Source organism: Micromonospora sp. WMMD967 (genome assembly GCF_029626165.1).
GTDB classification, from domain to species: domain Bacteria; phylum Actinomycetota; class Actinomycetes; order Mycobacteriales; family Micromonosporaceae; genus Micromonospora; species Micromonospora taraxaci.
In genome coordinates this window covers 1,341,345-1,366,360 of record NZ_JARUBK010000001.1, presented here as the reverse complement: position 1 = coordinate 1,366,360, position 25,016 = coordinate 1,341,345, and the positions used below count along the sequence as shown (strand labels likewise).

At 71.6% G+C, this 25,016-nt stretch carries 30 protein-coding genes and 1 tRNA gene; 15 read left to right on the top strand and 16 right to left on the bottom strand.

The window, feature by feature from the left end; genetic code table 11:
• Position 1 precedes the first annotated feature (1 nt).
• From O7631_RS06560 to O7631_RS06540, 5 genes are all read right to left on the bottom strand, one after another.
• Positions 2-421 (bottom strand): hypothetical protein, encoded by a 420-nt coding sequence (locus O7631_RS06560; RefSeq protein ID WP_278143452.1) that lies wholly within the window; start codon positions 419-421, stop codon positions 2-4.
• A gap of 112 nt (positions 422-533) precedes the next feature.
• Positions 534-2,066: an FtsX-like permease family protein gene (locus O7631_RS06555; RefSeq protein WP_278143451.1), complete on the bottom strand. Its 1,533-nt coding sequence runs from the start codon at positions 2,064-2,066 to the stop codon at positions 534-536.
• Positions 2,063-2,764: an ABC transporter ATP-binding protein gene (locus O7631_RS06550; RefSeq protein ID WP_278143450.1), complete on the bottom strand. Its 702-nt coding sequence runs from the start codon at positions 2,762-2,764 to the stop codon at positions 2,063-2,065. The genes O7631_RS06555 and O7631_RS06550 overlap by 4 nt, the downstream gene beginning before the upstream one ends.
• The gene (locus tag O7631_RS06545) at positions 2,761-3,297 is read right to left on the bottom strand and encodes a PadR family transcriptional regulator (RefSeq protein ID WP_278143449.1); all 537 of its coding nucleotides are present in this window, start codon (positions 3,295-3,297) and stop codon (positions 2,761-2,763) included. Before O7631_RS06545 ends, O7631_RS06550 begins: the two co-directional genes overlap by 4 nt.
• 173 nt (positions 3,298-3,470) lie before the next feature.
• The gene (locus tag O7631_RS06540) at positions 3,471-4,055 is read right to left on the bottom strand and encodes a TIGR03086 family metal-binding protein (protein ID WP_278143448.1); all 585 of its coding nucleotides are present in this window, start codon (positions 4,053-4,055) and stop codon (positions 3,471-3,473) included.
• A 31-nt stretch (positions 4,056-4,086) separates the two neighbouring features.
• Between O7631_RS06540 and O7631_RS06535 the strand changes: the two genes are divergently transcribed.
• Positions 4,087-4,896 (top strand): AraC family transcriptional regulator, encoded by an 810-nt coding sequence (locus tag O7631_RS06535; RefSeq protein ID WP_278143447.1) that lies wholly within the window; start codon positions 4,087-4,089, stop codon positions 4,894-4,896.
• A 10-nt stretch (positions 4,897-4,906) separates the two neighbouring features.
• Here O7631_RS06535 and O7631_RS06530 read toward each other — a convergent pair whose 3' ends face one another.
• From O7631_RS06530 to O7631_RS06505, 6 genes are read right to left on the bottom strand one after another with little or no spacing between them, the layout of a single operon-like run.
• Positions 4,907-6,436, bottom strand: a complete 1,530-nt coding sequence (locus O7631_RS06530; RefSeq protein ID WP_278147862.1) for a SpoIIE family protein phosphatase — start codon at positions 6,434-6,436, stop codon at positions 4,907-4,909.
• Positions 6,437-6,449: 13 nt separating this feature from the next.
• Positions 6,450-7,811 (bottom strand): sensor histidine kinase, encoded by a 1,362-nt coding sequence (locus tag O7631_RS06525; RefSeq protein ID WP_278143446.1) that lies wholly within the window; start codon positions 7,809-7,811, stop codon positions 6,450-6,452.
• A complete protein-coding gene (locus tag O7631_RS06520; RefSeq protein ID WP_278143445.1) occupies positions 7,808-8,821 on the bottom strand; it encodes a SpoIIE family protein phosphatase in 1,014 nt (337 codons plus the stop codon). The genes O7631_RS06525 and O7631_RS06520 overlap by 4 nt, the downstream gene beginning before the upstream one ends.
• A complete protein-coding gene (locus O7631_RS06515; protein WP_088986823.1) occupies positions 8,818-9,237 on the bottom strand; it encodes an anti-sigma regulatory factor in 420 nt (139 codons plus the stop codon). The genes O7631_RS06520 and O7631_RS06515 overlap by 4 nt, the downstream gene beginning before the upstream one ends.
• Positions 9,234-9,644 carry an STAS domain-containing protein gene (locus O7631_RS06510; protein WP_088986824.1) on the bottom strand — a complete coding sequence of 137 codons (411 nt, stop codon included), beginning with the start codon at positions 9,642-9,644 and terminating at the stop codon, positions 9,234-9,236. Before O7631_RS06510 ends, O7631_RS06515 begins: the two co-directional genes overlap by 4 nt.
• Complete coding sequence (locus O7631_RS06505; protein WP_278143444.1) at positions 9,644-10,504, bottom strand: STAS domain-containing protein; 861 nt, start codon at positions 10,502-10,504, stop codon at positions 9,644-9,646. The genes O7631_RS06510 and O7631_RS06505 overlap by 1 nt, the downstream gene beginning before the upstream one ends.
• 163 nt (positions 10,505-10,667) lie before the next feature.
• On the opposite strand from O7631_RS06505, the gene O7631_RS06500 reads away from it, so the two are divergent.
• A complete protein-coding gene (locus O7631_RS06500; RefSeq protein WP_088986826.1) occupies positions 10,668-11,024 on the top strand; it encodes an STAS domain-containing protein in 357 nt (118 codons plus the stop codon).
• Positions 11,025-11,037: 13 nt separating this feature from the next.
• On the opposite strand, the gene O7631_RS06495 is transcribed toward O7631_RS06500, so the two are convergent.
• Positions 11,038-12,318 (bottom strand): MFS transporter, encoded by a 1,281-nt coding sequence (locus O7631_RS06495; RefSeq protein WP_278143443.1) that lies wholly within the window; start codon positions 12,316-12,318, stop codon positions 11,038-11,040.
• A 50-nt stretch (positions 12,319-12,368) separates the two neighbouring features.
• Here O7631_RS06495 and O7631_RS06490 point away from each other — a divergent pair, with 50 nt between their 5' ends.
• The 4 genes from O7631_RS06490 (at position 12,369) to O7631_RS06475 (ending at position 14,526) form a co-directional block, all read left to right on the top strand.
• Positions 12,369-13,076 (top strand): FadR/GntR family transcriptional regulator, encoded by a 708-nt coding sequence (locus O7631_RS06490; RefSeq protein WP_278143442.1) that lies wholly within the window; start codon positions 12,369-12,371, stop codon positions 13,074-13,076.
• A gap of 39 nt (positions 13,077-13,115) precedes the next feature.
• Positions 13,116-13,577, top strand: coding sequence for a large conductance mechanosensitive channel protein MscL (gene mscL / locus O7631_RS06485; RefSeq protein ID WP_278143441.1), 462 nt, complete (start codon positions 13,116-13,118; stop codon positions 13,575-13,577).
• A gap of 81 nt (positions 13,578-13,658) precedes the next feature.
• On the top strand, positions 13,659-13,910 hold the full coding sequence (locus tag O7631_RS06480; protein ID WP_278143440.1) for a hypothetical protein: 252 nt from the start codon (positions 13,659-13,661) through the stop codon (positions 13,908-13,910).
• A gap of 244 nt (positions 13,911-14,154) precedes the next feature.
• On the top strand, positions 14,155-14,526 hold the full coding sequence (locus O7631_RS06475) for a hypothetical protein (protein ID WP_088951050.1): 372 nt from the start codon (positions 14,155-14,157) through the stop codon (positions 14,524-14,526).
• Positions 14,527-14,675: 149 nt separating this feature from the next.
• Here O7631_RS06475 and O7631_RS06470 read toward each other — a convergent pair whose 3' ends face one another.
• Entirely contained in the window at positions 14,676-16,043 is a 1,368-nt protein-coding gene (locus O7631_RS06470) for a benzoate/H(+) symporter BenE family transporter (protein ID WP_278143439.1), read from the bottom strand.
• Positions 16,044-16,098: 55 nt separating this feature from the next.
• On the opposite strand from O7631_RS06470, the gene O7631_RS06465 reads away from it, so the two are divergent.
• From O7631_RS06465 to O7631_RS06435, 7 genes are all read left to right on the top strand, one after another.
• Positions 16,099-16,659, top strand: coding sequence for an XRE family transcriptional regulator (locus O7631_RS06465; protein WP_278143438.1), 561 nt, complete (start codon positions 16,099-16,101; stop codon positions 16,657-16,659).
• Between the two features lie 92 nt (positions 16,660-16,751).
• Positions 16,752-17,471, top strand: coding sequence for a protein phosphatase 2C domain-containing protein (locus O7631_RS06460; protein ID WP_278143437.1), 720 nt, complete (start codon positions 16,752-16,754; stop codon positions 17,469-17,471).
• 100 nt (positions 17,472-17,571) lie between these two features.
• A complete protein-coding gene (locus O7631_RS06455; protein ID WP_278143436.1) occupies positions 17,572-17,910 on the top strand; it encodes a PadR family transcriptional regulator in 339 nt (112 codons plus the stop codon).
• A complete protein-coding gene (locus O7631_RS06450; RefSeq protein WP_278143435.1) occupies positions 17,907-18,752 on the top strand; it encodes an ATP-binding cassette domain-containing protein in 846 nt (281 codons plus the stop codon). Before O7631_RS06455 ends, O7631_RS06450 begins: the two co-directional genes overlap by 4 nt.
• Positions 18,749-19,441, top strand: coding sequence for an ABC transporter permease (locus O7631_RS06445; RefSeq protein WP_278143434.1), 693 nt, complete (start codon positions 18,749-18,751; stop codon positions 19,439-19,441). Before O7631_RS06450 ends, O7631_RS06445 begins: the two co-directional genes overlap by 4 nt.
• Before the next feature lie 93 nt (positions 19,442-19,534).
• Positions 19,535-20,725 (top strand): GNAT family N-acetyltransferase, encoded by a 1,191-nt coding sequence (locus O7631_RS06440; RefSeq protein ID WP_278143433.1) that lies wholly within the window; start codon positions 19,535-19,537, stop codon positions 20,723-20,725.
• Between the two features lie 78 nt (positions 20,726-20,803).
• Positions 20,804-21,988 carry a hypothetical protein gene (locus O7631_RS06435; RefSeq protein ID WP_278147861.1) on the top strand — a complete coding sequence of 395 codons (1,185 nt, stop codon included), beginning with the start codon at positions 20,804-20,806 and terminating at the stop codon, positions 21,986-21,988.
• A gap of 34 nt (positions 21,989-22,022) precedes the next feature.
• On the opposite strand, the gene O7631_RS06430 is transcribed toward O7631_RS06435, so the two are convergent.
• Together O7631_RS06430 and O7631_RS06425 are read right to left on the bottom strand one after the other, a co-directional pair.
• Entirely contained in the window at positions 22,023-23,105 is a 1,083-nt protein-coding gene (locus O7631_RS06430) for an NAD-dependent epimerase/dehydratase family protein (protein ID WP_278143432.1), read from the bottom strand.
• 310 nt (positions 23,106-23,415) lie between these two features.
• Entirely contained in the window at positions 23,416-23,718 is a 303-nt protein-coding gene (locus O7631_RS06425) for a hypothetical protein (protein WP_278143431.1), read from the bottom strand.
• A 211-nt stretch (positions 23,719-23,929) separates the two neighbouring features.
• Between O7631_RS06425 and O7631_RS06420 the strand changes: the two genes are divergently transcribed.
• Both O7631_RS06420 and O7631_RS06415 read left to right on the top strand, forming a co-directional pair.
• A tRNA-Lys gene (locus tag O7631_RS06420) sits at positions 23,930-24,004 on the top strand.
• A gap of 120 nt (positions 24,005-24,124) precedes the next feature.
• A complete protein-coding gene (locus O7631_RS06415) occupies positions 24,125-24,298 on the top strand; it encodes a hypothetical protein (protein WP_278143430.1) in 174 nt (57 codons plus the stop codon).
• Positions 24,299-24,466: 168 nt separating this feature from the next.
• Here O7631_RS06415 and O7631_RS06410 read toward each other — a convergent pair whose 3' ends face one another.
• Complete coding sequence (locus O7631_RS06410) at positions 24,467-24,973, bottom strand: hypothetical protein (protein ID WP_278143429.1); 507 nt, start codon at positions 24,971-24,973, stop codon at positions 24,467-24,469.
• Positions 24,974-25,016: the final 43 nt, after the last annotated feature.

The following is a 25,016-nucleotide window of genomic DNA, read 5'->3' as shown; positions in this document are numbered from 1 at the left end:
GTCACTGCGGCTTTCCGGGCGATCTGGTCGGTTTCGCGGTGTTGCGATGCTCGTCTCCACGACCCGGTCGGTCACTGGCCGGCGGCGTTCCGCCAGCCGTGACGGGGGTTCGGTCGCTGGCGGTCGGGGTTGGCCGCAGCAGAGGTGCCGAGGTACGGGGCGACGGCGACGGAGACGGCGGCTTGACCACCCGGGGCTGGTTGATCCCATCGACACCGGCCTCCACCGGGCGGGTTCCTCGCGGGGTGTCCGACCAGCCGGGCAGCGGCACCGAGGTGTCCAGGAAGATCCCGGCGATGATCAGCGCGAGGCTGGCGAGCAGACCGACACCCACTGCGGTGCCGGCGATGACGGTCAGCCGACGACGCCGCCCGGTGCCGTCGACGAACACCGGCGGGGCTGACCCCGATTGACTGTGCATTACGGTCTCCTGCCGACCACGCACCGCGACCGTCCGGCCCCGGCACCGGAGACCCGATGGGCCGAGCCTCCGGTGCAGACAGCGGTACCGCCAGCAGGGGTGTTACATCGACTCAGGTAGTGCGCAACTCGTCCAGCGCGGTGCTGGCGCGGAGGAAGAGCAGGCCGACGCCGACCGTCACCAGCACCGCGCCCACCCCGCCGGCACCGAGCCAGGCCAGGTGCTCCAGCGGTACGGGAACGGCGCGGTGCACTTCGGGGAAGTGCACGATCCGGGTGTACTGCCCACTGGTGGCGGGGTCGGCGCAGAGCGCCGCAGTGGCCTCACAGACCATGGCCGACCCACCTCCCCCTGACACCTCCGTGACGAGCCCTCGGCCGAGCAGGGCGCCCACGGTGAGCGCGAGCAGGATCGCCGGCACCGCCGGGGCGAACGCCTGCCAGGCCACCGAACGGCTCAGCGCGGCTCGGGGCACCCCGGCGGCGACCAACGCGGCGTACGCCCGCCGCCGGGCGACGATCCCCTCGACCAGCGCCACGATCAGGCCGCCGGCTGCGATCAGGATGGCCACCGCCACCGCCGCGTCGACCAGATCCATTGTGGACAGGTAGAACGAGTCGGAGAGTTCGGCCGCACCGGCGAGCCGGCTCTGCTCCCGATCGAGCTGGTCCTTGGTGGCGAAGTAGGCGCGCTGGACGGCCGCACCACCGCCGAAGATCAGGGCAGCGAGCAGCGCCGCGAACGTGCGGCTGCCCGCCCACGGGTCGGCCATTAGCCGGCCCGCAGCGAGCAGGGCCGGGGGCCGACTGGCGTATCGCCGCATCAGCTTCCCGCAGTGGTACGAGATCCAGCCGGTGCCGATCACCACACCGATCATCGCCGCGAGGGCACTCACCGCGAACATCAACGGGACCAGCCGGCCGAGCACCGCGGCGTTGTCGCCGAACCGCTCGTACATCGGGCGGATCGCCGCGAACGACACCACGCCGAGCCCGATCAGATAACCCGCCCACGGCCTCGGGCCGCGCTCGCGGGCGGCCTTGCGGCTCACGCCGAGCGGGCTGGTCGTGACCGTACGCAGCATCAGTGCGGTGGCCAGCGCGGCGACGACCGGCAGACCGAGCACCACTGCGGTCACCGCCCCGGATGACGGCAGCACATCGGTGGGCAGGGCCAGTTGGCCGCGCGCGTCCGGCCGGTGCAGCACCTCGCGGCCGACCAGGTAGACGCCCAGCCCGGCGACCGTGCCGAGCAGGGCCGCCAGGCCGGTCTCCAGGACGGCCAGCCGGGTGACCTGGCCGGGGGTGGCGCCGGCGAGCCGGATCGCGGCCAGCCGGCGGTCCCGCGCCGGCGCTCCGAGCCGGGCACACTGACCGGCCAGCGCCAGCACCGGAACCATCAGCATGAGCAGCGCGAACGTCGTGCCGCCGCGCAGTCCCGGTTCGCTCAACAGCGCGTTGTGGTACTGCTCGGACAACCTGTCCGGGTTCTCGGGCGTCGCCGCCGGCGTGCTGATGGCCAGCACGGTCAGCGCCGAGAGGCCGGCCAGGGTCGCCAACAGGGCGCTGAGTGCGGTGAGCACCACCCGGGCGACGTCGGTGCGACTCCCGGCGAGCGCCAGGCGCACCAGCGTCGCCGCTCTCACCGGGTGCCGCCGACCATCGGCACGTCGAGCCCCAGGCCCGTGTGGTCCACCACACCGTCCCGCAGCACAATCTCCCGATCGGCGTACGCGGCGATCCTCGGCTCGTGCGTCACCAGCACGACTGCGGTCCGCTGTTCGCGGGCGAGCCGGACCAGTTGGGTGAGGACCTGCTCACCGGTGAGCGTGTCCAGCGCGCCGGTCGGCTCGTCGGCGAAGAGCACCCGTGGCTCGGTCACCAGCGCCCGCGCCGTGGCGCAGCGCTGCTGTTGACCGCCGGACATCTCACCCGGTCGCACGTCGGCCACCTCGGCCACCCCGAACCGGTCCAGCCAGGTGAGCGCCGCCGCCCGTGCCTCTCGCCGCCCCGTGCCGGCGAGGAGCAGGGGAAGAGCGACGTTCTCCGCCGCGGTCAACTCGGCCACCAGCTGGCCGAACTGGAACAGCACCCCGAACTCGGTGCGCCGCAGCCGGGACCGGGCCGCCTCCGACCAGGTGTCGATGCGCTGGCCACGCCAGACGACCTCGCCGGCGTCCGGGCGGAGGATCCCGGCCAGGCAGTGCAGCAGGGTCGACTTGCCGCAGCCGCTCGGGCCGGTGATGGCGACGATCTCACCTTCGGCCACGTCGAGCGTCACGCCGCGCAGCGCGGGTGTCGGGCCGTACGCCCGAACCACGCCGCGAGCCTGGAGTTGCGTCACGGGTGCACCTCCCGGTGCCAGTCGGCGACCCGGCCCAGGGTGGTGTGCAACCACCGCAGGTCCGCGTCGAGATGGGAGATCGCGAAGTCCGCCGCGACCACGTCGCTGAGGGTGGCGGTCGGGTCGGCCTTGACGGTGGTCAGCTCACGCAGCCGCGCGGTGTGCGCGGCGCGCTGGGCGATCAGGTAGGACCGGGCCCGGTCGACGTCGGCGACCAGGAGCGCCACCACGACCTTGGCGAAGAGCGTGCTCGCCACGTACGGCATGGGCTGCTCCACAGTGGTCAGCCACTGGTCCAGTGTGGTCCGCCCGTGGTCGGTCAGCGCGTAGGCCGTGCGATCCGGTCCGCCCGCGCGATCCTGCCCGGCGGCGGCCACCAGGCCGTCGCGTTCGAGGCGACCGAGAGTGGCGTAGACCTGCCCGAAGGCCAACGGCCGCGCCCTCGGCAGCCGCTCGTCGTGCGCACGCTTCAGCTCGTAACCGTGCCGGCTGCCAGCAGCCAACAACCCGAGGAGAACATGCGGCGTGGACACGCCCCCCACTATTCACCCAGCGAATACCCGAGTCAACAACCCCACCAGACCCGCGCCACGCCGGGCCCCCGGCCCTCCGCCCCCGGTGATCAAGAGCTTTGCGTCAAGAACGAGCCGCAATCTGACGCAAACCTCTTGATCACCAGAGCGGGGGCGGGGCCCGGGGTTGGGGGTTAGGGGACTGGGGTGGGCCAGGTGGGGATGCGGCCGGTCTGGGTCAGGAGGTGGGCCAGGTCGGGGCCGTCGGTCGGGGTGGTGGGGTGGGTGACCGGGTCGGCGAAGACGCCCATCTTGCGGGCGGTCGGGCCCAGTCGCTCGACCAGCCCGTGCAGCTCGGCCACCGCCTCCGGGGCGGGCTGGTACGGCTGGTCGGTGGCGACGGCGAGGTCCCAGCCGTGCACGGTCAGGTCCAGCAGAGCCATCCCGCCCACGACTGTCTGCGGCAGGCCCATGCCCGGAGACACACCCTCCAGTGTGGACGGATCCGACCACGCCGCTACCAACCGGTCCGTCTCCATCTCGAACCGGTCCCGCCAGCCGTCACCGAGGTGATCGGGCTTCTCGGCCCATTCCACCGGCCGTTTCGCGGCCAGCCCCTGAAAGTTGACCACCACTTCGAAGAGGTGGTTGAGCAGGTCACGCACCACGTAGTCGCGGCAGGGCGTGGGCAGGTCGAGCTGGTCGTCGGTGATGCCCCGCACCACGTCGACGGTTCGCGGCGCGGCAGTCGCCAGCAGATCGCTAGTCTGAGTGGTCATAGGGCCAGCGTATGAGGGTGGTCTTGAACAAATGCGACAGCGACCGCGTGGCGACAGCCGGGGAATTCTCGACCCCGGGCGCATGCTGCGCGAGGTGCGCTTCCGACGGCACCTGCCGGCGGAGCCGCTACGCCCCTGGGTCGAGCACTACTGGTTGATCGACTGGGCGTTGCACACACCGTTCGAGCAACGGATCGTGCCGCACCCGGCGGTGAACGTGGTGTTCCGGCGCGACGGCAGCGGCAGCGGCGACGGGGCCGCGTCCGGCGAGGTCGCGGGTGTGGGTCGTGACTTGTTCCGGATCACCCTGACCGGCACCGGCCGCGTCTGCGGGGTGCAGTTCCGCCCCGGCGGCTTCCACCCGTTCTGGCAACGTCCGGTGAGTGAGCTGACCGGCCGGCGGGTGCCGCTGCCCACGGGCCGCCTGGCATCCCCCGGGATCGGCATGTGCGCGGGCACCGACGAGGAGCGTTGCGAAGCCCTGGACGCCCTGCTCAGCGCCTGGGAACCCACACCCGATCCGATGGCCGAGGAGACCACCCGGCTGGCCGAGGCGATCCGCACCGACCGGACGGTGCTGCGGGTCGGCGACCTCGCCGCGCGGCACGACGTCACGGTCCGCCGGTTGCAACGGCTGTTCCTGGAGTACGTGGGCGTCGGGCCGAAGTGGGTGATCCGCCGCTACCGACTCCAGGAGGCCGTCGAACAGGCCGCCGGCGGCCCTCTGAGCTGGGCGGACCTTGCCGCCGACCTCGGTTACAGCGACCAGGCCCACCTGGTGCGCGACTTCACCGCGGTGGCCGGGGTGTCTCCCGCCGCGTACGCCCGGTCGGTGCGCTGACCACCAGCGCTCAGCGGCGACGCAGGACGACCACTGCGACGTCGTCCTGGATCTCCGGTGGGGCCAGCTCCACCAGCAAGCGGGCGCAGAAGCGGTCCAGATCCTCGTCGACGGTGGTGGAGACCCCGGCGAGGGCCGCCAGCCCTTCGTCGATCGTCGCGTCCCGTCGCTCGATCAGCCCGTCGGTGTAGAACACCAGCGTGGCCCCGGCCGGCAGCACGAACTCCAGGTCGGGCGGGCGAGGTGCCCGGACGCCGAGCAGCGGCGCGGAGTGCTGCACGAACTCGACCTTGCCGTCCATGCTGAGCACCGGCGGAAGGTGCCCGGCACTGGCCAGCCGGACCCGACCGGTGGGTGGGTGCAGCAGCAGTACGCAGAGCGTGGCCAACTCGTTCGGCAGCAGTGTCCGCATCAGCTCGTTGACCCGGTGCAGGATCTCGCCGGGCTGATGCCCCTCGACCGCGTACGCCCGCACCGCGTGCCGCAGCTCCGCCATCACTGTCGCCGCGTGCAGCGAGTGGCCGGCCACGTCCCCGATCGCCAGCAGCAGGTGCCCGTCGAGCATCACCAGTTCGTAGAAGTCGCCGCCCACCTCGGTCTGGGCGCTGGCCGGCTCGTAGCGCACGGCGAGGTCCAGCCCGGCCACGTCGGGCAGGCCGCGCGGTAGCAGGCTGCGCTGGAGGGTCACCGCGATCCGGTGCTCCTCGTCGAACGAGCGCTGCCCCTCCACGGCGGCGGCGACCGCCTGCGCGAGCTGCACGAGCACCGGGGTCCGAGCGGTCTGGGTGGCGGTCGGCACCACCACGTAGAGCGGGGCCCGGTCCTCCCGCAAGCGGGCGGCGGCGACGGTCACCGTGTCGTCCGCCGGCCAGTCGACCAACGCCCAGGTCTCGGCCGTCTCGACCCGGACCGTGGAGCCGGTCGGCACGCCGGTGTCGTCGACCACCCACGGCACCACGGAGGCCGGGGTGCCGGGGCCGGCGCAGATCCCCGCGAGACAGTCCCCGTCGAACGTCTCCGCGATCACCGCCGCCGGACTCTTGAAGATCTGTGCGGCACCCTCGGCGGCCGCCTCCAGCAGGCGCGCGAAGGTCGGGGCGGCGTGCACCGCCACTGTCGTGTCGGCCAGGCCGAGCAGCCGCTCGGCGAGCAGTTCGGCGCGTTGCCGGGCCTGGTAGTAGCGCAGGACCGCCCGGGTGGTCGCGATCAACTCTTCCGGCTCGATCGGCTCGGTCAGGTACGCGTCCGCGCCCCGGGTCAGTCCCTGGGCGCGGTCGGCGACGTCGACGGCGTGCGCCGACACGTGGATCACCGGCATCGCCGGGTGACGAATCTTGATCTGTTCGCAGACCTCGTAGCCGCTGAGGTCGGGCAGCCGGACGTCGAGGACGACGAGGTCGATCCGGTCCACCTCGACCCGGGCCAACGCCTCGGCGCCGTTCTCGGCCTCGAGCACTGTGAACCCAGCCCGGGTCAGCCAACTGACCAGCAGGTAGCGCTTGGTACGACTGTCATCGACCACCAGGACGGTCGTCGGCATGCCGTCCACGCCGTCACGCTCCGCCAACGGGTAGCGAGACGTGGAATGTGCTGCCCCGGCCCGGCTCGCTGGTCAGCTCCAGTGTCCCGCCGAGCAGCGTCACCAACCGCCGGGCGTACGGCAGACCGAGGCCGGTGCCGCCGACCCGGGTGGCGCCCGGCACCTGGTAGAACTCCTCGAAGATCCGGTCGTGCAGCTCGGGCGCGATGCCCAGCCCGGTGTCGCTGACCTCGAACGTCCACCTGTCGCCCTGCTGGTGGGCACGCAGTCGCACCTCGCCGCGCTCGGTGAACTTCAACCCGTTGTGCAGCAGATTGCGCAGCACCTGGCCGAGCAGCACCTCGTCGGTGCGCAGCAGAGCCGGTGCGCTGGGCTCCTCCACCACCAGCTCCACCTCCGGACGGGTGGCCAGCGCGCGCAGTGTGCCGCGCAGTTGACCGAAGAGCGGGCGCAGGTCGACGTCCGACAGGTCCAGTTCGATCCGGCCGGACTCCGCCTTCGCCAGGTCCAGCAGCTCGTTGACCAGATTGAGCAGGTCGGCCGCCGACGAGCGGATCAGCTCGACCTGACGGCCCTGCTCATCGGTGAGCGGATCGGAGGCGGAGTCGGTGAGCAGTCGCCCCAACCCGATGATCGCGGTGACCGGGGCGCGCAGCTCGTGGCTCACATTGGCGAGGAACCGGCTCTTCGACTCGCTCGCCGCCCGCAGTTGAGCCGACTTCTCGTCCAGCTCGGCGTAGAGCGCGACGACCCCTCGGTTGGTCTCCTCCAACTCCTCGGTGAGCTGGTTGTAGAGCGCCAGCACACCACGGTTGGTCTCGGCCAGTTCTTCGTTGAGCACGGCCAGCTCGTCACGTTGGCTGCGCACCTCGTCGAGTGCCGCGATGAGCTGCCCGTTCTGCGCCGTCAACTCGTCCAACGCGCTGGCCGGGGCGATACGGCCGAGTTCGCTGCGGAACTCGGCCAACCGCTCCGGAGTCGGGATCGGCGCGTTGGCCGGGACTCGTCGGGACATCCTCACGACCGTAACCCCCTCGACGGTCGCCACGCCCAACGTGTCGACCAGCCGGGACACCGCACCGGACTGCGGCTGGTATTGACCGTCGGGCAACGGGGTCACCGGGGCGAGGTCGGCGAGCAGGTGGTATCGGCCGTCGGCACCTGCGTCGATGTGGAAGGTGACGTCCGCGCCGCCGACAGTCCCCAGCAGGTCCCGGGCCACCTCGCTGAGCGCGGTGGCGATCCGAACCTGGTCCTGGCGTTCGAGGCCCACCACGGCCGCCACCTCGCGGCCCCGCTGACGGATCACGAAGATGTCCTGCTCCACCCGCAGCGCCATCTGGAGCAGCGGCTGCGCGGCCGGCTCGCCGGTCATGCCCAGGACCTTGCCACGAGCACGCAGGCGTCGTCGCGTCGCACACCCGCGTCGCGCAGGAGGGTTGCCGCTACGACGAGCGGAGAGCGCTCCGCCAGACCCGGGTAGTCCTCCAACCGCCACCGGTCGGCCACCCCGTCGGTGTGCATCACCAGGCGGGAACCGGGACCGAGCGGGTAGTCGTACTCCCGGATCGCCGGCCGTTGGTGGCCGGCGATGCCGGGAAGCGACACCAGCCCGCGACGGCGGCCGTCCTCTTCGACGATCACACCGGCGATGTTGCCGAGCCCGGCGTAGCGCAGCACGCCTGCCTCCGGCGCGAGTTCGGCGACGGCGAGCGCGGCACCTCGGGTGTGCGACATGCTCCGGTGCAGGTGAGCGACCACCGTTGCCGGTGGGCCGGCCGGGGCGTCGCGGAACGCGGCGAGCGCCGCGTCCGTGGCGGCGGCGGCCAGCGGGCCGTGCCCCAGCCCGTCGCTGACCAGCACCTGGTGCCGCCCGTCGGCGACCCGGACGATGTACCCGTCGCCGCTGACCGTCTCGCCGGTGATCGGCCGGGTCAGGGCACCGGCCCAGGACGGCCGCGCGGGCTCCGCCGGCCAGACCTGTACGGCGAACACCGTCCCTCGGCCGGGCAGCGAGTATCCGTCGAACCAGCTCGCCTGCCGGACGATGGCGCCCAGACCGATGCCGAGCGTTCCGGTGGTGGAGTGCCCGTCCTGGGACGAGACGGTCAGGTCGGCCATCCCCGGCCCGGAGTCGATCGCCACCAACTCCACGCCGGCCTGCCCGGCCCGCCGCACCGGCCGGAGCAGCAGCATCCCTTCGTCGGCGTGCTTGACCAGGTTGCTGGTCAGCTCGGCGGCGACGATGGCCAGGTCGGCGATGCGGATCTCACCGATCCCGACCTGCGCACCGAGGCGTTCGGCGGCCCGCCGGACGGCACTCGCCGCGCTGCTGGCCTCCACCCGGAACCAGATGCCACTGTCGGTGACTGCCTCGGCGTTCACCGCGACCACTTGGTGACAGTGATGCGCGTGCCGGTCTCCGGCGAGGTCTCGATCTCGAACTCGTCGACGAGGCGGCGGGACCCGCTGAGGCCGAGGCCGAGGCCACCCCCGGTGGTGTAGCCGTCGGTCAGGGCCAGATCCAGGTCGGCGATGCCGGGCCCGGAGTCGGCGAAGACGATCCGGATGCCCTTGCGCCGGCCGTTGTCCACGGTCGCCACCTCGACCGAGCCACCGCCCCCGTACACGAGGGTGTTGCGGGCCAGTTCGCTGGCCGCGGTGACCACCTTGGTCTGGTCGACGAGGGACAGCTTGACGGCGACCGCCACCGACCGGACCAACTGCCGGACGCGTACCACGTCCTCGTCGCTGCGGACCGACTGCGCCTGCGGGTGGCCCAGGTCGATGCCCGCGGTCACGGCGTGGCCGTCTCGGCGTCCGGCTCGTCCTCAAGCTCGTCGTCGAACCCGTCGTCGTGCGCCGCCGCGATGAGCTCCATGCCGCGCTCGACGTTCAGCGCGGTACGGATGCCGTTCAGCGACAGCCCCAGTTCGACGAGGGTGATGGCCACGGCGGGGCGCATTCCGACCACCACCGTCTCCGCGTCGAGCACCTTGGAGATCGACGCGATGGTGGAGAGCATCCGGCCGACGAAGGAGTCGACGATGTCCAGCGCGGTGATGTCGATGATGACGCCGTGGCAGCCGGTGTCCACGATCCGCTCGGCGAGGTCCTCCTGGAGCGCGACCGCCGTCTGGTCGGACATGTCCACCTGGATGGAGACGAGCAGGATGTCGCCGATCTTGAGGATCGGTACGCGTTCCATCAGTTGCCCCGACGCGGTTGGCGGCGGGCCGTCTCCACCCCGGTCAGCCGCAGCACGTGGCGCAGCGCGTCGGCGAGGCTCGCCTTGGTGGCGATGTCGCCGAACTCGATGCCGAGCGCCACGATGGTCTGCGCGATCTGCGGCCGGATGCCGGAGATGATGCAGTCGGCGCCCATCAGCCGGGCCGCCACCACGGTCTTCAGGATGTGCTGGGCGACCTGGGTGTCGACCGCCGGGACACCGGTGATGTCGATGATCGCGTACGGGGAGCCGGTGTCGACCAGGGTCTGCAGCAGCCGCTCCATCACGACCTGGGCGCGGGCTGAGTCCAGCGTGCCGACCAGCGGGACGGCGACCACGCCCTCCCAGAGCTTGACCACCGGCGTGGAGAGTTCGAGCAGCTGCTCGGCCTGATCGGCGATCAGGCTCTCCCGGGTGCGGACGAAGCTCTCGAAGGTGTAGAGGCCCATGTCGTCGACCAGCTTGGCGAAGGCGACGAAGTCGCTCAGCGCGTTGCTGCCGCCGGCCTCCTGCAACAACTCGGCGAGCACGTCCTTGAGGGCGAACACGCTGATCGTGGTCTCGGTGGCGGAGAAGCCCTGCCGGGCGCGACCACGGGACAGTTCGGAGAGCGCGGCACGCAACTCGGCGGCGTTGTCCGCGGACAGATCGATCACGCCCTGCTCGCCGGTGACGAGGATGGCGCGGTGCAGGTCCTGGACCTGCCGGCGCAGTTCGGCCTGACTCAGCCGGCCTCGCAACGAACTGGTGACGATCTCGGTCCACCGAGTCGTGACCCGTTCGTCCTGCTCGCTGAGCAGCGCGGCGAGTCGACCACTTTCTTCGGTGCTCAACGCCATTTCGAACCCCCTTGACCTGGACCGGGCGGACTCTATCACCGGGGTCTGATCAACTACTTGCCCCGTAGCAACGGAATGACGACGGCCACCGGATACCGGCTCCCGTTCTGCGTTCGCCCCCCGTCGTGGGATACCGTTCCCCCGATAACAGGAGGTCTGGCGAATGTCCTTGACGGTGCACACGGAACAACGCGGCGACATGGTCGTCGTGTCGGTCGCGGGCGAGCTCGACATGGCCACCGCACCGCAGCTCCAGGACCAGATCACCGACCTGCTCGACAAGGGGCGTAGCCGGTTGGTGTTCGACCTGGCGGACGTCTCGTTCTGCGACTCGACCGGTCTGTCGGTCTTCGTCCGCGCCAAGAACAGCTGCGACGAGGCTGGCGGCGTGGTGCGGTTGGCCGCACCGCAGCGCGGGGTGCTGCGCATCCTCGAGGTGAGCGGGCTGGTCGAGGTGCTGCACACCTACCCGACGGTGGACGAGGCAGTCGCCGGCGAGTCGACGCCGGCTTCCTCCTGACCGCTGCCGTTCCTCACTCGTCCTCGACGTAGCGGGGACGGGCGATCGCCATGCCCGCCGTGGTCTGCACGGCGAGAGCGCCCAGCAGGAACCCGATCGGGGCGGTCCAACCGCCGGTAGCCTCGTAGAGGATGCCGACCAGCAGCGGGCCGAGGGCGGCGATCACGTAGCCGGTGCTCTGCGCGAACGCGGAGAGCGCCACGGTGCCCTCGGCGGTGCGGGCGCGCAGGCCGATGGCGGTCAGGATCATCGGGAACGCGCCCTGACCGATGGCCAGGAGAGCGACCCAGAGCAGCGCGGCACCGCGCGGAGCCAGCGCCAACCCCAGGTAGGCCAGCGCCGACGCGGTGGTCAGCCCCAGCACCAGCGGCCGCAGACTGCCCAGCCGACCGGCCAGGGTGGGCATCAGCAGCGCGATCGGCACGCCGAGTGCGGTCACCCCGGCGAGCAGCAGCCCGGCGGACTCCGGCTGGTAGCCGGCGTCGCGGAACAACTGGGCCAGCCAACCCATGATCGCGTACCCGCTGAGCGACTGCGCCCCGAAGTACACGGCCATCGCCCAGCCGAGCCGGGTTCGGGCCGGCCGGATCCGCGCCGGGGTGGCGACGACCGCCGTCGGGGTCGCCCGCCGCGCGCCGGTCCGGGTCCGCAGCGCCAGCGGCACCCACGGGAGTACGGCCACCGCGGCCATCGCGGCCCAGATGCCGAGCCCGGCCCGCCACGACCCGAAGGCGTGCGCGATCGGCACCGCGGTGGCGGCGGCCACCGTCGTGCCCACCGTCAACGCCATCGTGTACGCCCCGGTGACCAGGCCGGTGCGGTGCGGGAAGTGCTGCTTGACGAGCATCGGCAGCAGGATGTTGGCGACCGCGATGCCGGACAGCGCCAGCGCGCTGGTGAGCACGAAGACCCAGATCGAGTCGGTGACGACCCGGAGCACCTGACCGACGGCCAGGGCGAACATGGCGACCACCAGCACCCGGGCCGGCGCCACCCGGCGTACCAGCCACGGGGTGAGCGCGCCGAGACCGGCGAACGCGATGGTCGGCAGGGTGGTGACCAGACCGGCGGTGGCACCGGAGAGGCCCAGTCCGTCGCGGACCTCGTCGAGCAGCGCGCCGAGGCTCGTCACCACGGCACGGAGGTTGACCGCGACCAGCAGCATCCCGACCAGCACGAGCGCGCCACCGGTCGCCGGGTGCGTCCGTCGGACCGCACCGGGGTCGCCGGCCGGGCGGGTGTCGACGGCGGCGGGGGCGGGCAGCGCCGGAGCGGCGGTGGGTGGCGGGGTCATGACCTCTAACCTACAATCATGGGATGAATTTGGGACCGGTGATGTAACCAGTGCCACCGTCGGTCGATTCCTCCTCCGCGCCCCCAAGCGGCCAGCCCGCCGTGCCGCCACGCGGCCACCGCGTCCGGCAGACCATCGAGCAGCTCCGGGCCCGGATCCTCGGCGGTGAGTGGCCGATCGGCGGGCGCATCCCCACCGAGCCGCAGCTGGTCGCCGCGCTGGGCGTCGGGCGCAACACGGTCCGCGAGGCGGTCCGAGCCCTGGTGCACGCCGGGGTGCTGGAGTGCCGGCAGGGCTCCGGCACGTACGTGGTCTCCACCGATGAGCTGGCCCCGGTGGTGGCCCGCCGCCTCGGCGACGACCGGATGACCGAGGTGATCGAGGTACGCCGCGCCTTCGAGGTGGAGGCCGCCCGTCTCGCCGCGCTGAGGCGTACACCGGAGGACCTGGCGGCGCTCGACGGCGCGCTGGCGGAGCGCGAGGCCGCGTGGCACGACGGCCGGGTCGACGCGTTCGTCGAGGCCGACGCGGCGCTGCACACGGTGGTGGTCGCCGCCGCGCACAATGCCATGCTCGCCGAGCTGTACGCCTCGGTCGGCAGCGCCCTGCGCAGCACCGTCGCCCAGGCGATGGGTGACGCGCTCACCCCGGAGCGCTACGTCGACCACAGCCGACTGGTCGAGGCGATCCGGGCCGGCGACCCGGGCCGGGCCGCGCTCGAGGCCGGCGCTTTTCTGGAGCCCGCCGAGCGGGCATAGGTTGTCCCCGACAGAAAAGCGGACACCTCGGGAGTACGAATGCTCAAGGGCTTCAAAGACTTCATCATGCGCGGCAACGTCGTCGACCTGGCGGTCGGTGTCGTCATCGGCGCGGCGTTCACCGGCGTCGTCACCGCCTTCACGAACTCCTTCCTCAAGCCGATCATCAAGCTGGTCGGCGGCGGGGACGACCAGTTCGCCGGCCAGTGGGAGATCAGCAAGGGCAACCTGATGGACTGGGCGGGCTTCATCAACGCCCTGATCACCTTCCTGCTCACGGCTGCGGTCCTGTACTTCCTCGTGGTGTTCCCGATGAACAAGCTGGCCGAGCGGCGCAAGCGGGGCGAAGAGCCGCCGCCGGCGGCGCCGAGCGAGGAGGTCAAGCTGCTCACCGAGATCCGGGACGCGCTGGTCTCCGCCGGCCACACCACCCCGGGTCAGCAGCGTGGGGCGCTGGACGACGTGCTGGGCCGCCGGACGGAACCGCCGACGCAGCGCTGACTCGACCGGAAGCACATCGGCCCCTGTGGGAATCCCGCAGGGGCCGCACCTTCTCGTACGTGTGTTCGATAGAGTCCCGCCATGGAGCAGCGGAAGCACTGGTGGAACGGGAAGTGGGGGCGGCTGGCCCGGCGGGACGTCTTCCTGCGGGTGGACGCCGACCGGTGGCACGTCGAGCAGCGCGCCGGCGGAGCCGAGGGCATCTCACGGTTCTACGAGTACGGCAGTGCGGACGAGGCCGAGGACACCGTCCGGGCCCTCCTCGACGGTCCGGACACCTGGCGGGAGCTGTCCCCCCGCCCACCGGGCAGCTGGACCCTCCCGAACACCTGACCAACCACCACAGCCGCGCGACGTCGCCGTCAGCGCGATCCGGGTGGGTGGCGGGCAGCGCCGCCACCCGGCGCCATGTCCGATCCGGAGGCGGTACCGCTCTCAGCGGTGATGCCGCTGTGGCATCTTGATGCCACAGCGGCATCACGCTCTCCGGCCATCCCCGCGCGCCGCCGCCACGGGGCCGGCCGCCACCGGCATGCGGCCGCGTTTAGCGGCGCACCGCCCCGGGAACCGCTGTGGGATGGACCAGCAGGACGAGCAGCAGGCGACCATTTCGCGGATCACCACGGGGATGCCGGTGATCGACTCAGCCGGCACCGAGGTCGGAACCGTGGACCTCGTCCAGCGGGGCGACCCGAACGCGGTGACCGTCCAGACCTCGACCGCCGACCCGGGCAGCAGCCTGGACGAGCTGATCGAAGCGACCGCTGTCGAGGAGCCGGACGTCCCGGCCGACCTGGCCGCGCGGCTGCTGCACAGCGGCTACCTGAAGGTGTCGACGGAGTTGACCCGCACCGGCGCGGTCTACGTACCGGCCGACCGAATCGGATCGGTGGCCGACGGCCGGGTCCTCCTGGCCGTCGGCGTGGCCGACCTGCCGCCCGAGGAGTAGCCCGGCAGGCAGGTCGGACTGATGATCGACCCCCAGATCGCCGACGTGGCGGTATTCGAGCTCGGGTATACCGCCAGCTCGGCGACCTGGTGTGGATCATGGAGGCCGCAGCTCGACGGGAGCACCCAGCCTGACGGGAAGGGCGCGGTTCACTGTGGTTGCGGTGTCCGGTCGTCGTCGACAGCGCGGATTCCTTGATCGCGAGTGGATCTTGGTGGCGCGCCCGGCCCAGCCTGGTCCGGCGCGGGTTGGTCCGGCGCGGGCTGGTCCGGCGCGGGCTGGTCCGGCGCGGGTTGGTCCGGCGCGGGCTGGTCCGGCGCGGGCTGGTCCGGCGCGGGCTGGTCCGGCGCGGGCTGGTCCGGCGCGGGGCGGCGGCGGAAGAGCAGCAGCATCAGGCAGCCGGCGACCAAACCCCAGAACGCGCCGCCCACGCCGATCAGCGTCACCCCGGAGGCGGTCACCACGAAGGTGACCACCGCTGCCTCCCGGGTCGCCGGGTCGGCCACCGCCGAGGCGAGCGCGGTCGCCAGGGCGCCCAGCAGGGCCAGCCCGGCGACGGCCTCGATGAGGATCGGTGGGGCGACCGCGACCAACGCGGTGGCCGCTCCGGCGCCCAGCCCGAGCAGCGCCAGCCCGAGGCCGGCGGTGACCGAGGCGATCCACCGACGGTCCGGGTCCGGGTGCGCGTCAGGGCTGGCGGCAAGCGCGGCGGTGATCGCCGCCAGGTTCACGGCATGCCCACCGGCCGGGGCGGCGAGCAGGCTGGCCAGGCCGGTGGCCCGCAGGGCGGCGCCGAACGGCGGCCGGTAGCCGTAGCCGACCAGCACTGCCATGCCGGGCACGTTCTGCGCGGCCATGGTGACCAGGAACAGCGGAAGGGCCAGCCCGACCAGCGCGGACGCGTTCCAGGCCGGCGTGGTCAGCGTGACCGACGGGACCAGCGCGGCACCGGTCAGGCCGGCCGGCGGCGCGGTCAGCGCGATCGCCGCCACCGCTACCACCAGCGCGCCGGGCACCGCCCAGCGGCGGGCGAACCGGTGCAGCAGCAGCCAGGCCACCACCACCGGACCGGCCACCAGGGGCAGCTCGACCAGTGCGCGGACCGGGGCCGTACACAGTGGCAGCAGGACCCCGGCGAGCATCGCGCCGGCCACCGGCTTGGGGATGGCGGCCACCGCGCGGCCGAGGGGCGGGAACAGCCCGGCCGCGACGATCAGCGCTCCGGAGACGAGGAAGGCGCCCACCGCGACCGGCCATCCGCCCCGGGGCGGCCCGGTCGCGACCAGCAGCGCCGCGCCCGGTGTGGACCAGGCGACGCTCATCGGTATCCGGTGCCGCCAGCCCAGCCACGCGGCGGCGAGCCCGCACGCCACGCAGAGGGCGAGCAGCCCGGAGGCGGCCTGCGCGTCCGACGCGCCGGCCGCGCGGAGCCCGGCCAGCACGACGGTGAACGAGCTGGCGAAGCCGACGAGCGCGGTCACCACACCCGCCAGCAGTGGTTGCACACGTCCGGCCATCCAACTCCCCCGACTGTTCCGTTTACGGAACGACAGCGTGTAGCACCATAGTCGGGTGCCGCAGCCACCACCAGTCCGCCGACCGGGCCTCGACGTGGATCCCGTCGTCGTCGGCCGCCGGGTCCGTGCCCTACGCGAGGAGCGGGGCATCTCGCTGTCCACACTGGCCCGGCTCGCGGGTGTCGGGAAGGCCACCCTCTCCGGCCTGGAACACGGCACCCGCAACCCCACGCTGGAGACGCTCTGGGCGGTCACCGCGCAGCTCGGCGTGCCGTTCACCGCGCTGTTGGCCGAACCGGCGGCCGAGCCGATCGTGCACGGCACCGCCGTCACCGCCACCCTGCTGGAGGTGTTCGACGACACCGACGCGACCTACGAGCTGTACCGGATGCGCGTCGCGCCGGGCGTCGTGCAGACCTCCCCCGCCCACCAACCAGGCGTGACCGAGCACATCACCGTCTTCGCCGGAGTGCTGCGCGCCGGGCCGGCCGACGCGCCGCTGACCGCCCCGGCCGGTGGCCACCTCCGCTGGGTGTCCGACGTGCCGCACACGTACGCGGCGGTGGGTGACGAGGAGGTCGCCGCCAGCCTGCTGCTGCGCTACCCGCGCCACTGAGACCGGCTCCGGGCGCCCATATCTCAATCATTTTCGCCCCACGCAGTAGTGCGTAGAGACGAAGGCAGGGTCTTCTTGGCAAGCTTGACCCCATGACGCTGATCCTCCGCTCGGCCATCCTCAACGACATCGGCCTGGTTCGCACCAACAACGAGGACTCCGCCCTCGCCGGTGACCGCCTGATCGCCGTCGCCGACGGCATGGGCGGGCTGCCCGCGGGCGAGGTGGCGAGCGAGATCGTGATCCGGATCCTGGACGAGCTGGCCCCACCCACCGACCCCGACGGCGCTGCCGACGCCCTGCGCGCCGTGGTCAGCACCGCCAACCAGCGCATCCACGCCGCCATCACCGTCGACCCGACCCGGGAGGGCATGGGCACGACGCTCACCGCGGCGTTGCTGGCCGGGGAGACGCTGGTGCTGGCCCAGGTCGGTGACTCCCGGTGCTACCTGCTGCGCGACGCGGAGCTGACCCAGCTCACCCGGGACGACACGTTCGTGCAGGCGCTCGTCGACCAGGGCACGCTCTCCCCCGACCAGGCCCGTCACCACCCGCAGCGGTCGCTGGTGACCCGGGCCGTGCAGGGTGCCGACACCCCGCCGGCAGTCGGAGTCCTGACCGTGGTGCCCGGTGACCGGCTGCTGCTGTGCAGTGACGGGCTCTCCGACTACGTCGAGGACGACGCCATCGCGGCGGCGCTGGGCATGTACTCCGACCGCCAGCAGTGCGGCGAACAGTTGGTGAAGCTGGCCCACCACGCCGGCGCTCCGGACAACGTGACGGTCGTCGTCTCCGACGTCGTCGCCCGCTGACCGGTAGGACACACTCCGCGGTTCACGAACCCGCCGGATCGGGTCCGGCCACCCAAGTAGGTAGTTGTGCCATCTAGCTTGCACCGCTACTGTCCGACGGGTGGATTCCGACCGGCGCGGGCAGTGGCTGCGTGGGGTGCTCGACATCTGCGTGCTGGCCCTGCTGGCCGACCGCGAGTCCTACGGCTACCAGCTCGCCCAGGCGCTCGACGCCTCAGGTGTGGGGCCCATCCAGGGCGGCACGCTCTACCCGGTGCTGCTGCGCCTGCAGAAGACCGGCCTGGTCACCGCGCAGTGGCGGGAGGGCAGCGCCGGGCCGGCCCGCAAGTACTACCGGCTCACCGACGACGGGTACGCGGCGCTCCGCTCAGGCGGCAGCGCCTGGCTCGCCTTCGTCCAGCCGGTGAACGACATCGTCACGAAGGGGGTCACCCGGTGAACGCCGACGATTGGCTGCGGACACTCACAGCCGAGTTGCACCAGCGCCGGGTAGCGCCGGACGCCGCCCGACACGTGGTCGCCGAGGCCGCCACACACCTGCGTGACGGCGGCGGTGACCCCTGGGTCGTCTTCGGTCCACCCCAGCAGTACGCGGGCGCGGTCGTGGAGAGCATCGGCACCGCGCCCGGACCACGCCCCGGACCGGTCCGGCTGCACGCGACGGGCATCACCAAGCGGTACGGGCGACGAACGGTCCTGCGTGACACCACGCTCACCGTCCGGGCCGGACAGATCGCCGCCGTCGTCGGCGCCAACGGCTGCGGCAAGAGCACCTTCCTGCGCATCTGCGCCGGGCTGATGTCCCCGGACGCCGGAGAGGTGACAGTTTCGGGGCGGCTCGGCTACTGCCCACAGTCCGGCGGCACCGCCGACTTCCTGCTCGCCGACGAGCACTTCGTGCTGGTCGGGGCCGGTCAGGGCGTGGCGCGGGGTCCGGCCCGTCGCGCCGGTCGGGCGGCGGCACGTCAACTCGGGTGGGAAGCGGGCGGGGACGTGCAGGCCCGCCACCTGTCCGGCGGCACCCGGCAGAAGCTCAACCTGACCATGTCCACGCTCAGCGCCCCCGACGTCCTGCTGCTCGACGAGCCGTACCAGGGCTTCGACCAGAGCACCTACGTCAACTTCTGGGACCAGCTCAGCAGGCTGCGCGACGCCGGCACGGCGATCGTCGTGGTGACCCACCTGCTCAACCAACTCGACCGGGTGGACATCGTGCTCGACCTGACCCCGGCACGTGAGACCGAGTGGCACGCGCCCGGCGTCCAGGGAGGTCACCGGTGAACCGGCTCGTCACCGTCGCCGAGATGACAGTGCGGGAGTTGCTGCGGCGTCGGGGCGTACTCCTGCTGTTGTTGTTGATGCCGTTGACCTTCTACCTGATCCGGCGGGACGCCTACCTCGGGCAGTCGGTCCGGTCGCTGCTCCTCGGTGTGGGCTGGGCGGTGAGCACCGCCGCACTGTTCGCCACGACTGCGGCTCGTGAGGTGGAGCCCAGGCTGCGGCTGGCCGGCTACCGCCCACATCACCTCTACCTCGGTCGGGTGCTCGGTCTGTGGGCGGTGGGGCTGATCATCTCCGTACCGTTCTTCCTGCTGCCGATGATCGACGGTGCGGAGCTGCGGTACGGCGGCCTGGCCGCCGCGCTGCTCTGTTCCGTCGCGGTGGCGGCGCCGTTCGGGATGCTGATCGGCACGTTGCTGCCCCGGGAGATGGAGGGCACCCTGCTGCTGCTCACAGTGGTCACGGTGCAGATGTTGATCGACCCCGCCGGGTCCGGGGCGAAGCTGACCCCGTTCTGGTCGACCCGGGAGATCGCCACCTGGGCGGTCGACCACACCGACCAGGGCTACCTCTCCCGAGGGGTGCTGCACGGGCTCGTCGTCACCGCCCTGTTGGTCGTCGGCGTGGCGGCCGTGGCCAGCATCCGTCTGCGCCGCCGCCGGCACCTGCGGCATCTGCCGGTCGGCTGACCGCCGCGCTCGTTCGACGGCGGGTTGCCTGTCGACGCCGTGGATCGGGCCAATCCGGTTGCTGTCACCTGCACGGCAGGCTGAGATGGGCGAATGACCATCCGCCGGGTGACCGCCGACGACCGTCTCACCACCAGCTTTCCGCTGGCCGCGTACGCCTTCGAGTCCTCGCCGCTCGGTGCGGCACGAATCGACGAGTTCCGCGACTACCTGCCCTACCAGGAGGGCAACCGGACGTTGATCGCCGAGGAGGGCGGTGCCACGCTGGCCGCCGTCTCGTCCATTCCGATGCGGCAGAACCTGCGCGGTGCGGTGCTGCCGATGGCCGGCGTCGCCGGGGTGGCGACCCATCCGCTGGCCCGCCGGCAGGGGCACGTCCGGACGTTGCTGCACCAACTGCTCGACGAGGTACGCGACGACGGGCACACACTCAGCGCGCTCTATCCGTTCCGGCCCAGCTTCTACGCCCGCTTCGGCTACATCGGGCTGCCCAAGCCGCGTCGGGTCACCTTCACCCCGGCCCACCTGGGCTCACTGCTCCGTGTGGACCTGCCCGGCGAGGTGAGCTGGGAGCGCATCGCGGCCGGCTATCCGGCGTGGCGGGCGTTCACCGAGCGCAACCTCCAGGAACGGCACGGCTTCTCGATCTTCCCGGACTACCGGGCGGTCGGAATGCGCGACCGGGACGAGTACTGGCTGCTGACCGCCCGGGTGGGCGGGGAGGTCACCGGCGCGGTGACGTACCGGATCGACGGGCACGGCGGCACACTGCACGGCAACGAGATGCTGTGCGTCGACCCGCTCGCCCGGACGTTGCTGTTGCAGTTCTTCGCCCGGCACGTCGACCAGATCGAGCGGGTCAGCGTCCAGGTCCCGCCCGACGAGTTGCCGGAGCTGTGGCTGACCGACCTGGACGTGCACGTCGAGGCACGGACGGCCGTACCGGCTTCGTCGGCCCCGATGGCCCGTCTACTGGCGATGGACGCGTTACGCGGGCTGCCCGCCGGGCCCGGTCGGGTACGCGTCGAGCTGACCGGTGACCGTTGGCTGGCCGGCACCCACCTGCTGGACGGCACCACCGGCGTGTTGGAGCTGGTCGACGACACCACCGGCCGTACGCCCACCGCCACCCTCACCGCCGCCGGGCTCTCCGCCCTCGCGTACGGGGTGCTGGACCCGACCGAGCTGCCGTTGCGGGGCCTTGGTGAGGTGCCGGCGGACGCCGCCGCCGAGCTGCGCGGCATCTTCCCCCGCCGGGTGCCGTACCTCTTCGCCGACTTCTGATCTCCCTTAACCGGGGGTTAAACCGGCACGGCGGATTCGTCGTGGCACCGGCACGGCTCCTAGCATCACCTGGTGCGCATGACGTCGCTTGCCGCCCTGCTCGTCCTCGGTGTCGCCACCGCGACCCTGCCCGCCTGCGCGGCCGACGACCCGGCGCCCGCTTTCCAGTCCGGCTCCTCCGCCGCGCCGACGGCAGTGGCGACCGGCGACCAGAGCGCCTCGCCGGAGGCCCGTGACGGGCTCGGTGGTCCGGGTGCCAGCGCCAGCCCCAAGCCCGCCGAGAAGGTCCTCGCGGCCGGAAACCCGAACGGCAAGGCCAGCGTGCCGGCCGAGGGGCGGGCGGTGGACACCTCGAAGCCGACCCGGACCATCGGCACCGGCACCCCGGCCAGCTGCACCTCCGCGGCGGTCGTGAAGGCCGTCGCGGCGGGCGGCGTCATCACGTTCAACTGTGGCCCGGCACCGGTGACGATCAAGATGGCCGCCACCGCGAAGGTGCGCAACGCCAACGGGCCGAAGGTCGTGCTGGACGGCGGCGGCACCGTCACGCTGAGCGGCCAGGGCCAGCGCCGCATCCTCTACATGAACACCTGCGACGAGGCGCAGGGTTTCACCACCTCGCACTGCCAGAACCAGGATCACCCGCAGCTCACCGTGCAGAACCTGACGTTCGCCGACGGCAACTCCACCGGCGAGAAGGCCGAAGGTGGCGGCGGTGGGGCGATCTTCGTACGCGGGGGTCGGTTCAAGGTGGTCAACTCACGCTTCGTCCGCAACCGCTGCGACCGCACCGGCCCCGACCTCGGAGGCGCGGCCGTGCGGGTGCTGAGCCAGCACGAGAACAAGCCGGTGTACGTGGTGGGCAGCACCTTCGACGGCGGTTCCTGCTCGAACGGAGGGGCGCTGAGCAGCATCGGCGTGTCCTGGGTGGTGCTGAACAGCCTGCTCAGGAACAACGAGGCGATCGGCAACGGGGCCAACCCGGCCAAGTCCGGCACGCCGGGCGGCGGCAGCGGCGGCGCGATCTACTGCGACGGCAACGAGTTCACAGTGCGGATCGCCGGCACGATCATCGAGAACAACAAGGCCAACGAGGGCGGCGGCGCGATCTTCTTCGTGAGCAACAACCGCACCGGCACGATGCGGATCGAAGGCTCGACCCTGCGCCGCAACCCCAGTGGCAAGTTCGAGACCCGAGGCTTTCCCGGCATCTTCTTCCTGGGCGCCCGGAACCCCACTGTCACCGGCTCCAAGCTGACCTGACCCCCGCCCAGGTGCTGCTCCCGTGCGGCCCCGGTCAGTAGGGGTTGCCCTGGCCCGGAGGACGGGCCTTCAGGAGGGCGGTGGGGCGGCCGGGCAGGTCGCGGATGCCGGACAGCGGTGGGCTCCCCGCGTGGTCGCCCTCGGCCATCCCGGCGAAGAGTTCCTTGAGGGCCGCCAACGCATCGATCTTCGGCTGCCAACCCAGCTCGGTCTCGGCGCGTTCGCTGGACATCAGCGGTGCATTTAGCCCCAACTCCACCCACCCGGCGTCGACCGGTTGCAGCCGCGCCCGCCAGCTCAGCGCCGCCGCCGCCCGCAACACCGGCGCGGCGACCGGCACCGTCCAACCGTGGAAGTGCCGGGCCACCAACTCCGGAGTCAGCACCGGGTCCGCGGCGACGTTGAAAGCGCCGCGCGCATCACCCACCACCGCCCGGGTGTACGCATCTGCGACGTCGTCGGCGTGCACCGCCTGCATCCGCAAGCGGCGGTTCGTCGGCACCAGCGGAATCCGACCGAAGCGCAACAGCCGCACCGGCGCCAGCGGGCCCAGGAAGTAGCGGGTGATCTCCACCCCGGCGGCCCGCTGGAAGATCAATCCGGGTCGCATCCGCACCACCCGCAGCGTCGGGTGCTCCCGCTCGACCTCGTCCAGCAGCGCCTCCACCTCCGCCTTGTGCTCGCTGTACGACGAGCCGGGCACACCGGTGGCCGGCCATCGCTCGCTGATCGGGTGGTCCTTCGGGCCGGGCGCGTAGGTGCCGACCGACGAGGCGTACACCAGGGCCGGCACCCCGGCCCGGACCACCGCGTCGATCACCGCCCGGCTGCCGTCGACGTTGGTCCGCCGCAGCACCCGCTGGTCATGGCTGGGCTGGATCTGCCAGGCCAGGTGCACCACAGCGTCCGCACCCGCGAACACCTCGGAAAGCTGCCCCACCGCGCTCGGCGCGCCGATGTCGCAGGAGTGCCACTCCACCTGGTCGTACGGCTCACCGGCATCCGGGCCGGGCAACCGCCGGACCACCCCGGCCAACTCCACGCCTCGCTCCCGGCGCAGCCGCCGCAGCAAGGCCGTACCGACGTTGCCGCTGGCCCCCACCACCACGATCCGCATGCCCGACCCCGTACCCGCCCAGCAGCAGCTCAACCACCGACCCCCGTGCGGCTCGGCCCGGCGCTGGCCCCGGCGCGGCCTGTCTGCCGGGCGCGGCCTGCCTGCCCGGCCCGGTCCTGGGCCCGGCGCGGTCAGTCCGCCCGGCCCGGTCCGCCGGACGCGGTCCGTGCGCCCGGTGCGGTCCGCGCGGTGGCTTGATCCACTCGCCTTTCTGAAAGTCGCGGTATGCGGTGGCTTGATCCACTCGCCTTCCTGAAAGTCGCGGTATCCAGGTGGGGACGACAGCCCGACTTCCGGAAACCCGAGTCGATCAGGGTCGAGGGGAGTGCCGGACCCAGCCGTGCTTCTCCGTCCCCCGTCGGCCGGTGGTCGCGGCCAGACAACGTGGGCAGATCCAACCAACCGCGTCCGCGTCGGTGAGCACGTCGGTGCCCGAGTAGTCGAAGCGCACATGAGGGAAGCGACGCAGCCGGGTCCGACTGAGGGCCAGGCCGCAGACCGTCTGGTTCTGACCGGGCTGCCAGGCGTGCACCTCGCCACCCGGCTGGCGTACACCGTCCGGCCCGACCTCGTCGCCAGACGCCGCCACAGCCGGGCTGCCACTCCGTCTCATGCCCAACCGATTCCCCAGACGCCCCCGACCATGCGCATCCGCCCAGGGCGCACATGATCCACTCCACATCCCCGACCTGGCGGTTTCCCCCGTCGCGGACACCGCCAGATCGCCGACCTCGTGATGATCAGGTTCGCCTGACGACAGGCATCGACGCCCGGCCGGAAGCCGAGAGCCGGCATCGCTCACCGTCAGGTAACCTGAGCGCGCGGGGCCGCTAGCTCAATGGCAGAGCTGTGGACTTTTAATCCATAGGTTCAGGGTTCGAGTCCCTGGCGGCCCACCATTCAGCGCCTCTGAGCTGCGACAACTCGGACGTGGTGGCGCAGGAGTGCCGCAAGGAGTGGAAGAGTCCTCCCTTCGGCCACCCGGCCGCCTGACGCCAGTTCGCCCACAACTCCGACCAGTGGGTATCCGTCAGGAGCTTGCCGCGGGTCGAGGTGAACTGAACTGCCGCTGGCCGCGTCAGACGCTCGCCGGTGGTGATGCCGGGCAGCTCGAACTCAACGGCACCGACCTCATTGAGATCGACGGCAAGTTCCTCTGCGACCACCTCGTCCAGGTCGACCATCCTGGTTGATCCGCTATTGGGAGGCGACAGATTGAAGCCGCTGAAGTGCTCCGTCGAGTGCCATAGCTGCTGGACGCGCTGATCGCGGCATGACAGCAATCTCGTCGCCGGATCCAGGGCGGATAACAGACGGAATGCCGCCGCCCGAATAATGATCGCTATAACGTAGACGGAAGATCAAGCTGCGTCGGCGGCGACCGATTCCCGCGTCGACCGCGGTGCCCGTCGGGACTCCCAACGACCGGCCAGCCACACCAGGTTCCCCCAGTAACCTTCGACCCTGTACCTGTTGCGCAGCTCGACGATGTGCGGGCTTGCTATCTCCCGAATCTCCGAGATGGACGCTCCCCAGTTGTCGACGATGAAGTTCTCGTCGGCCATATTGGCGCGAACGAACATGCCCGCCACATCGAAGCCGTTACACCGAACCGTGACTGCTGTCTTCTGCTCCTCGGTCCATTGACTGTAAGGCACTTCGATGACCGACGGCAGCACCCGGGCGGCGGACCGCATTTCGGGCGAGGTAATCAACTTGACCACTTCCATCGTTCCTTGAACCTGTTGTGAACGGTACGCCGCCTCGACCTGTCGCCCGGCGTGCCGGGCCTGGCGAGCTCCGACCAGCAGCGCCAGTGCGACGATTAAAGTGGAAACGACTTGGGAGATGGCGATGACCATATTCACGCCGCCGATTATCGCTCACAACACGCCACGGAGGTAGCGCGGG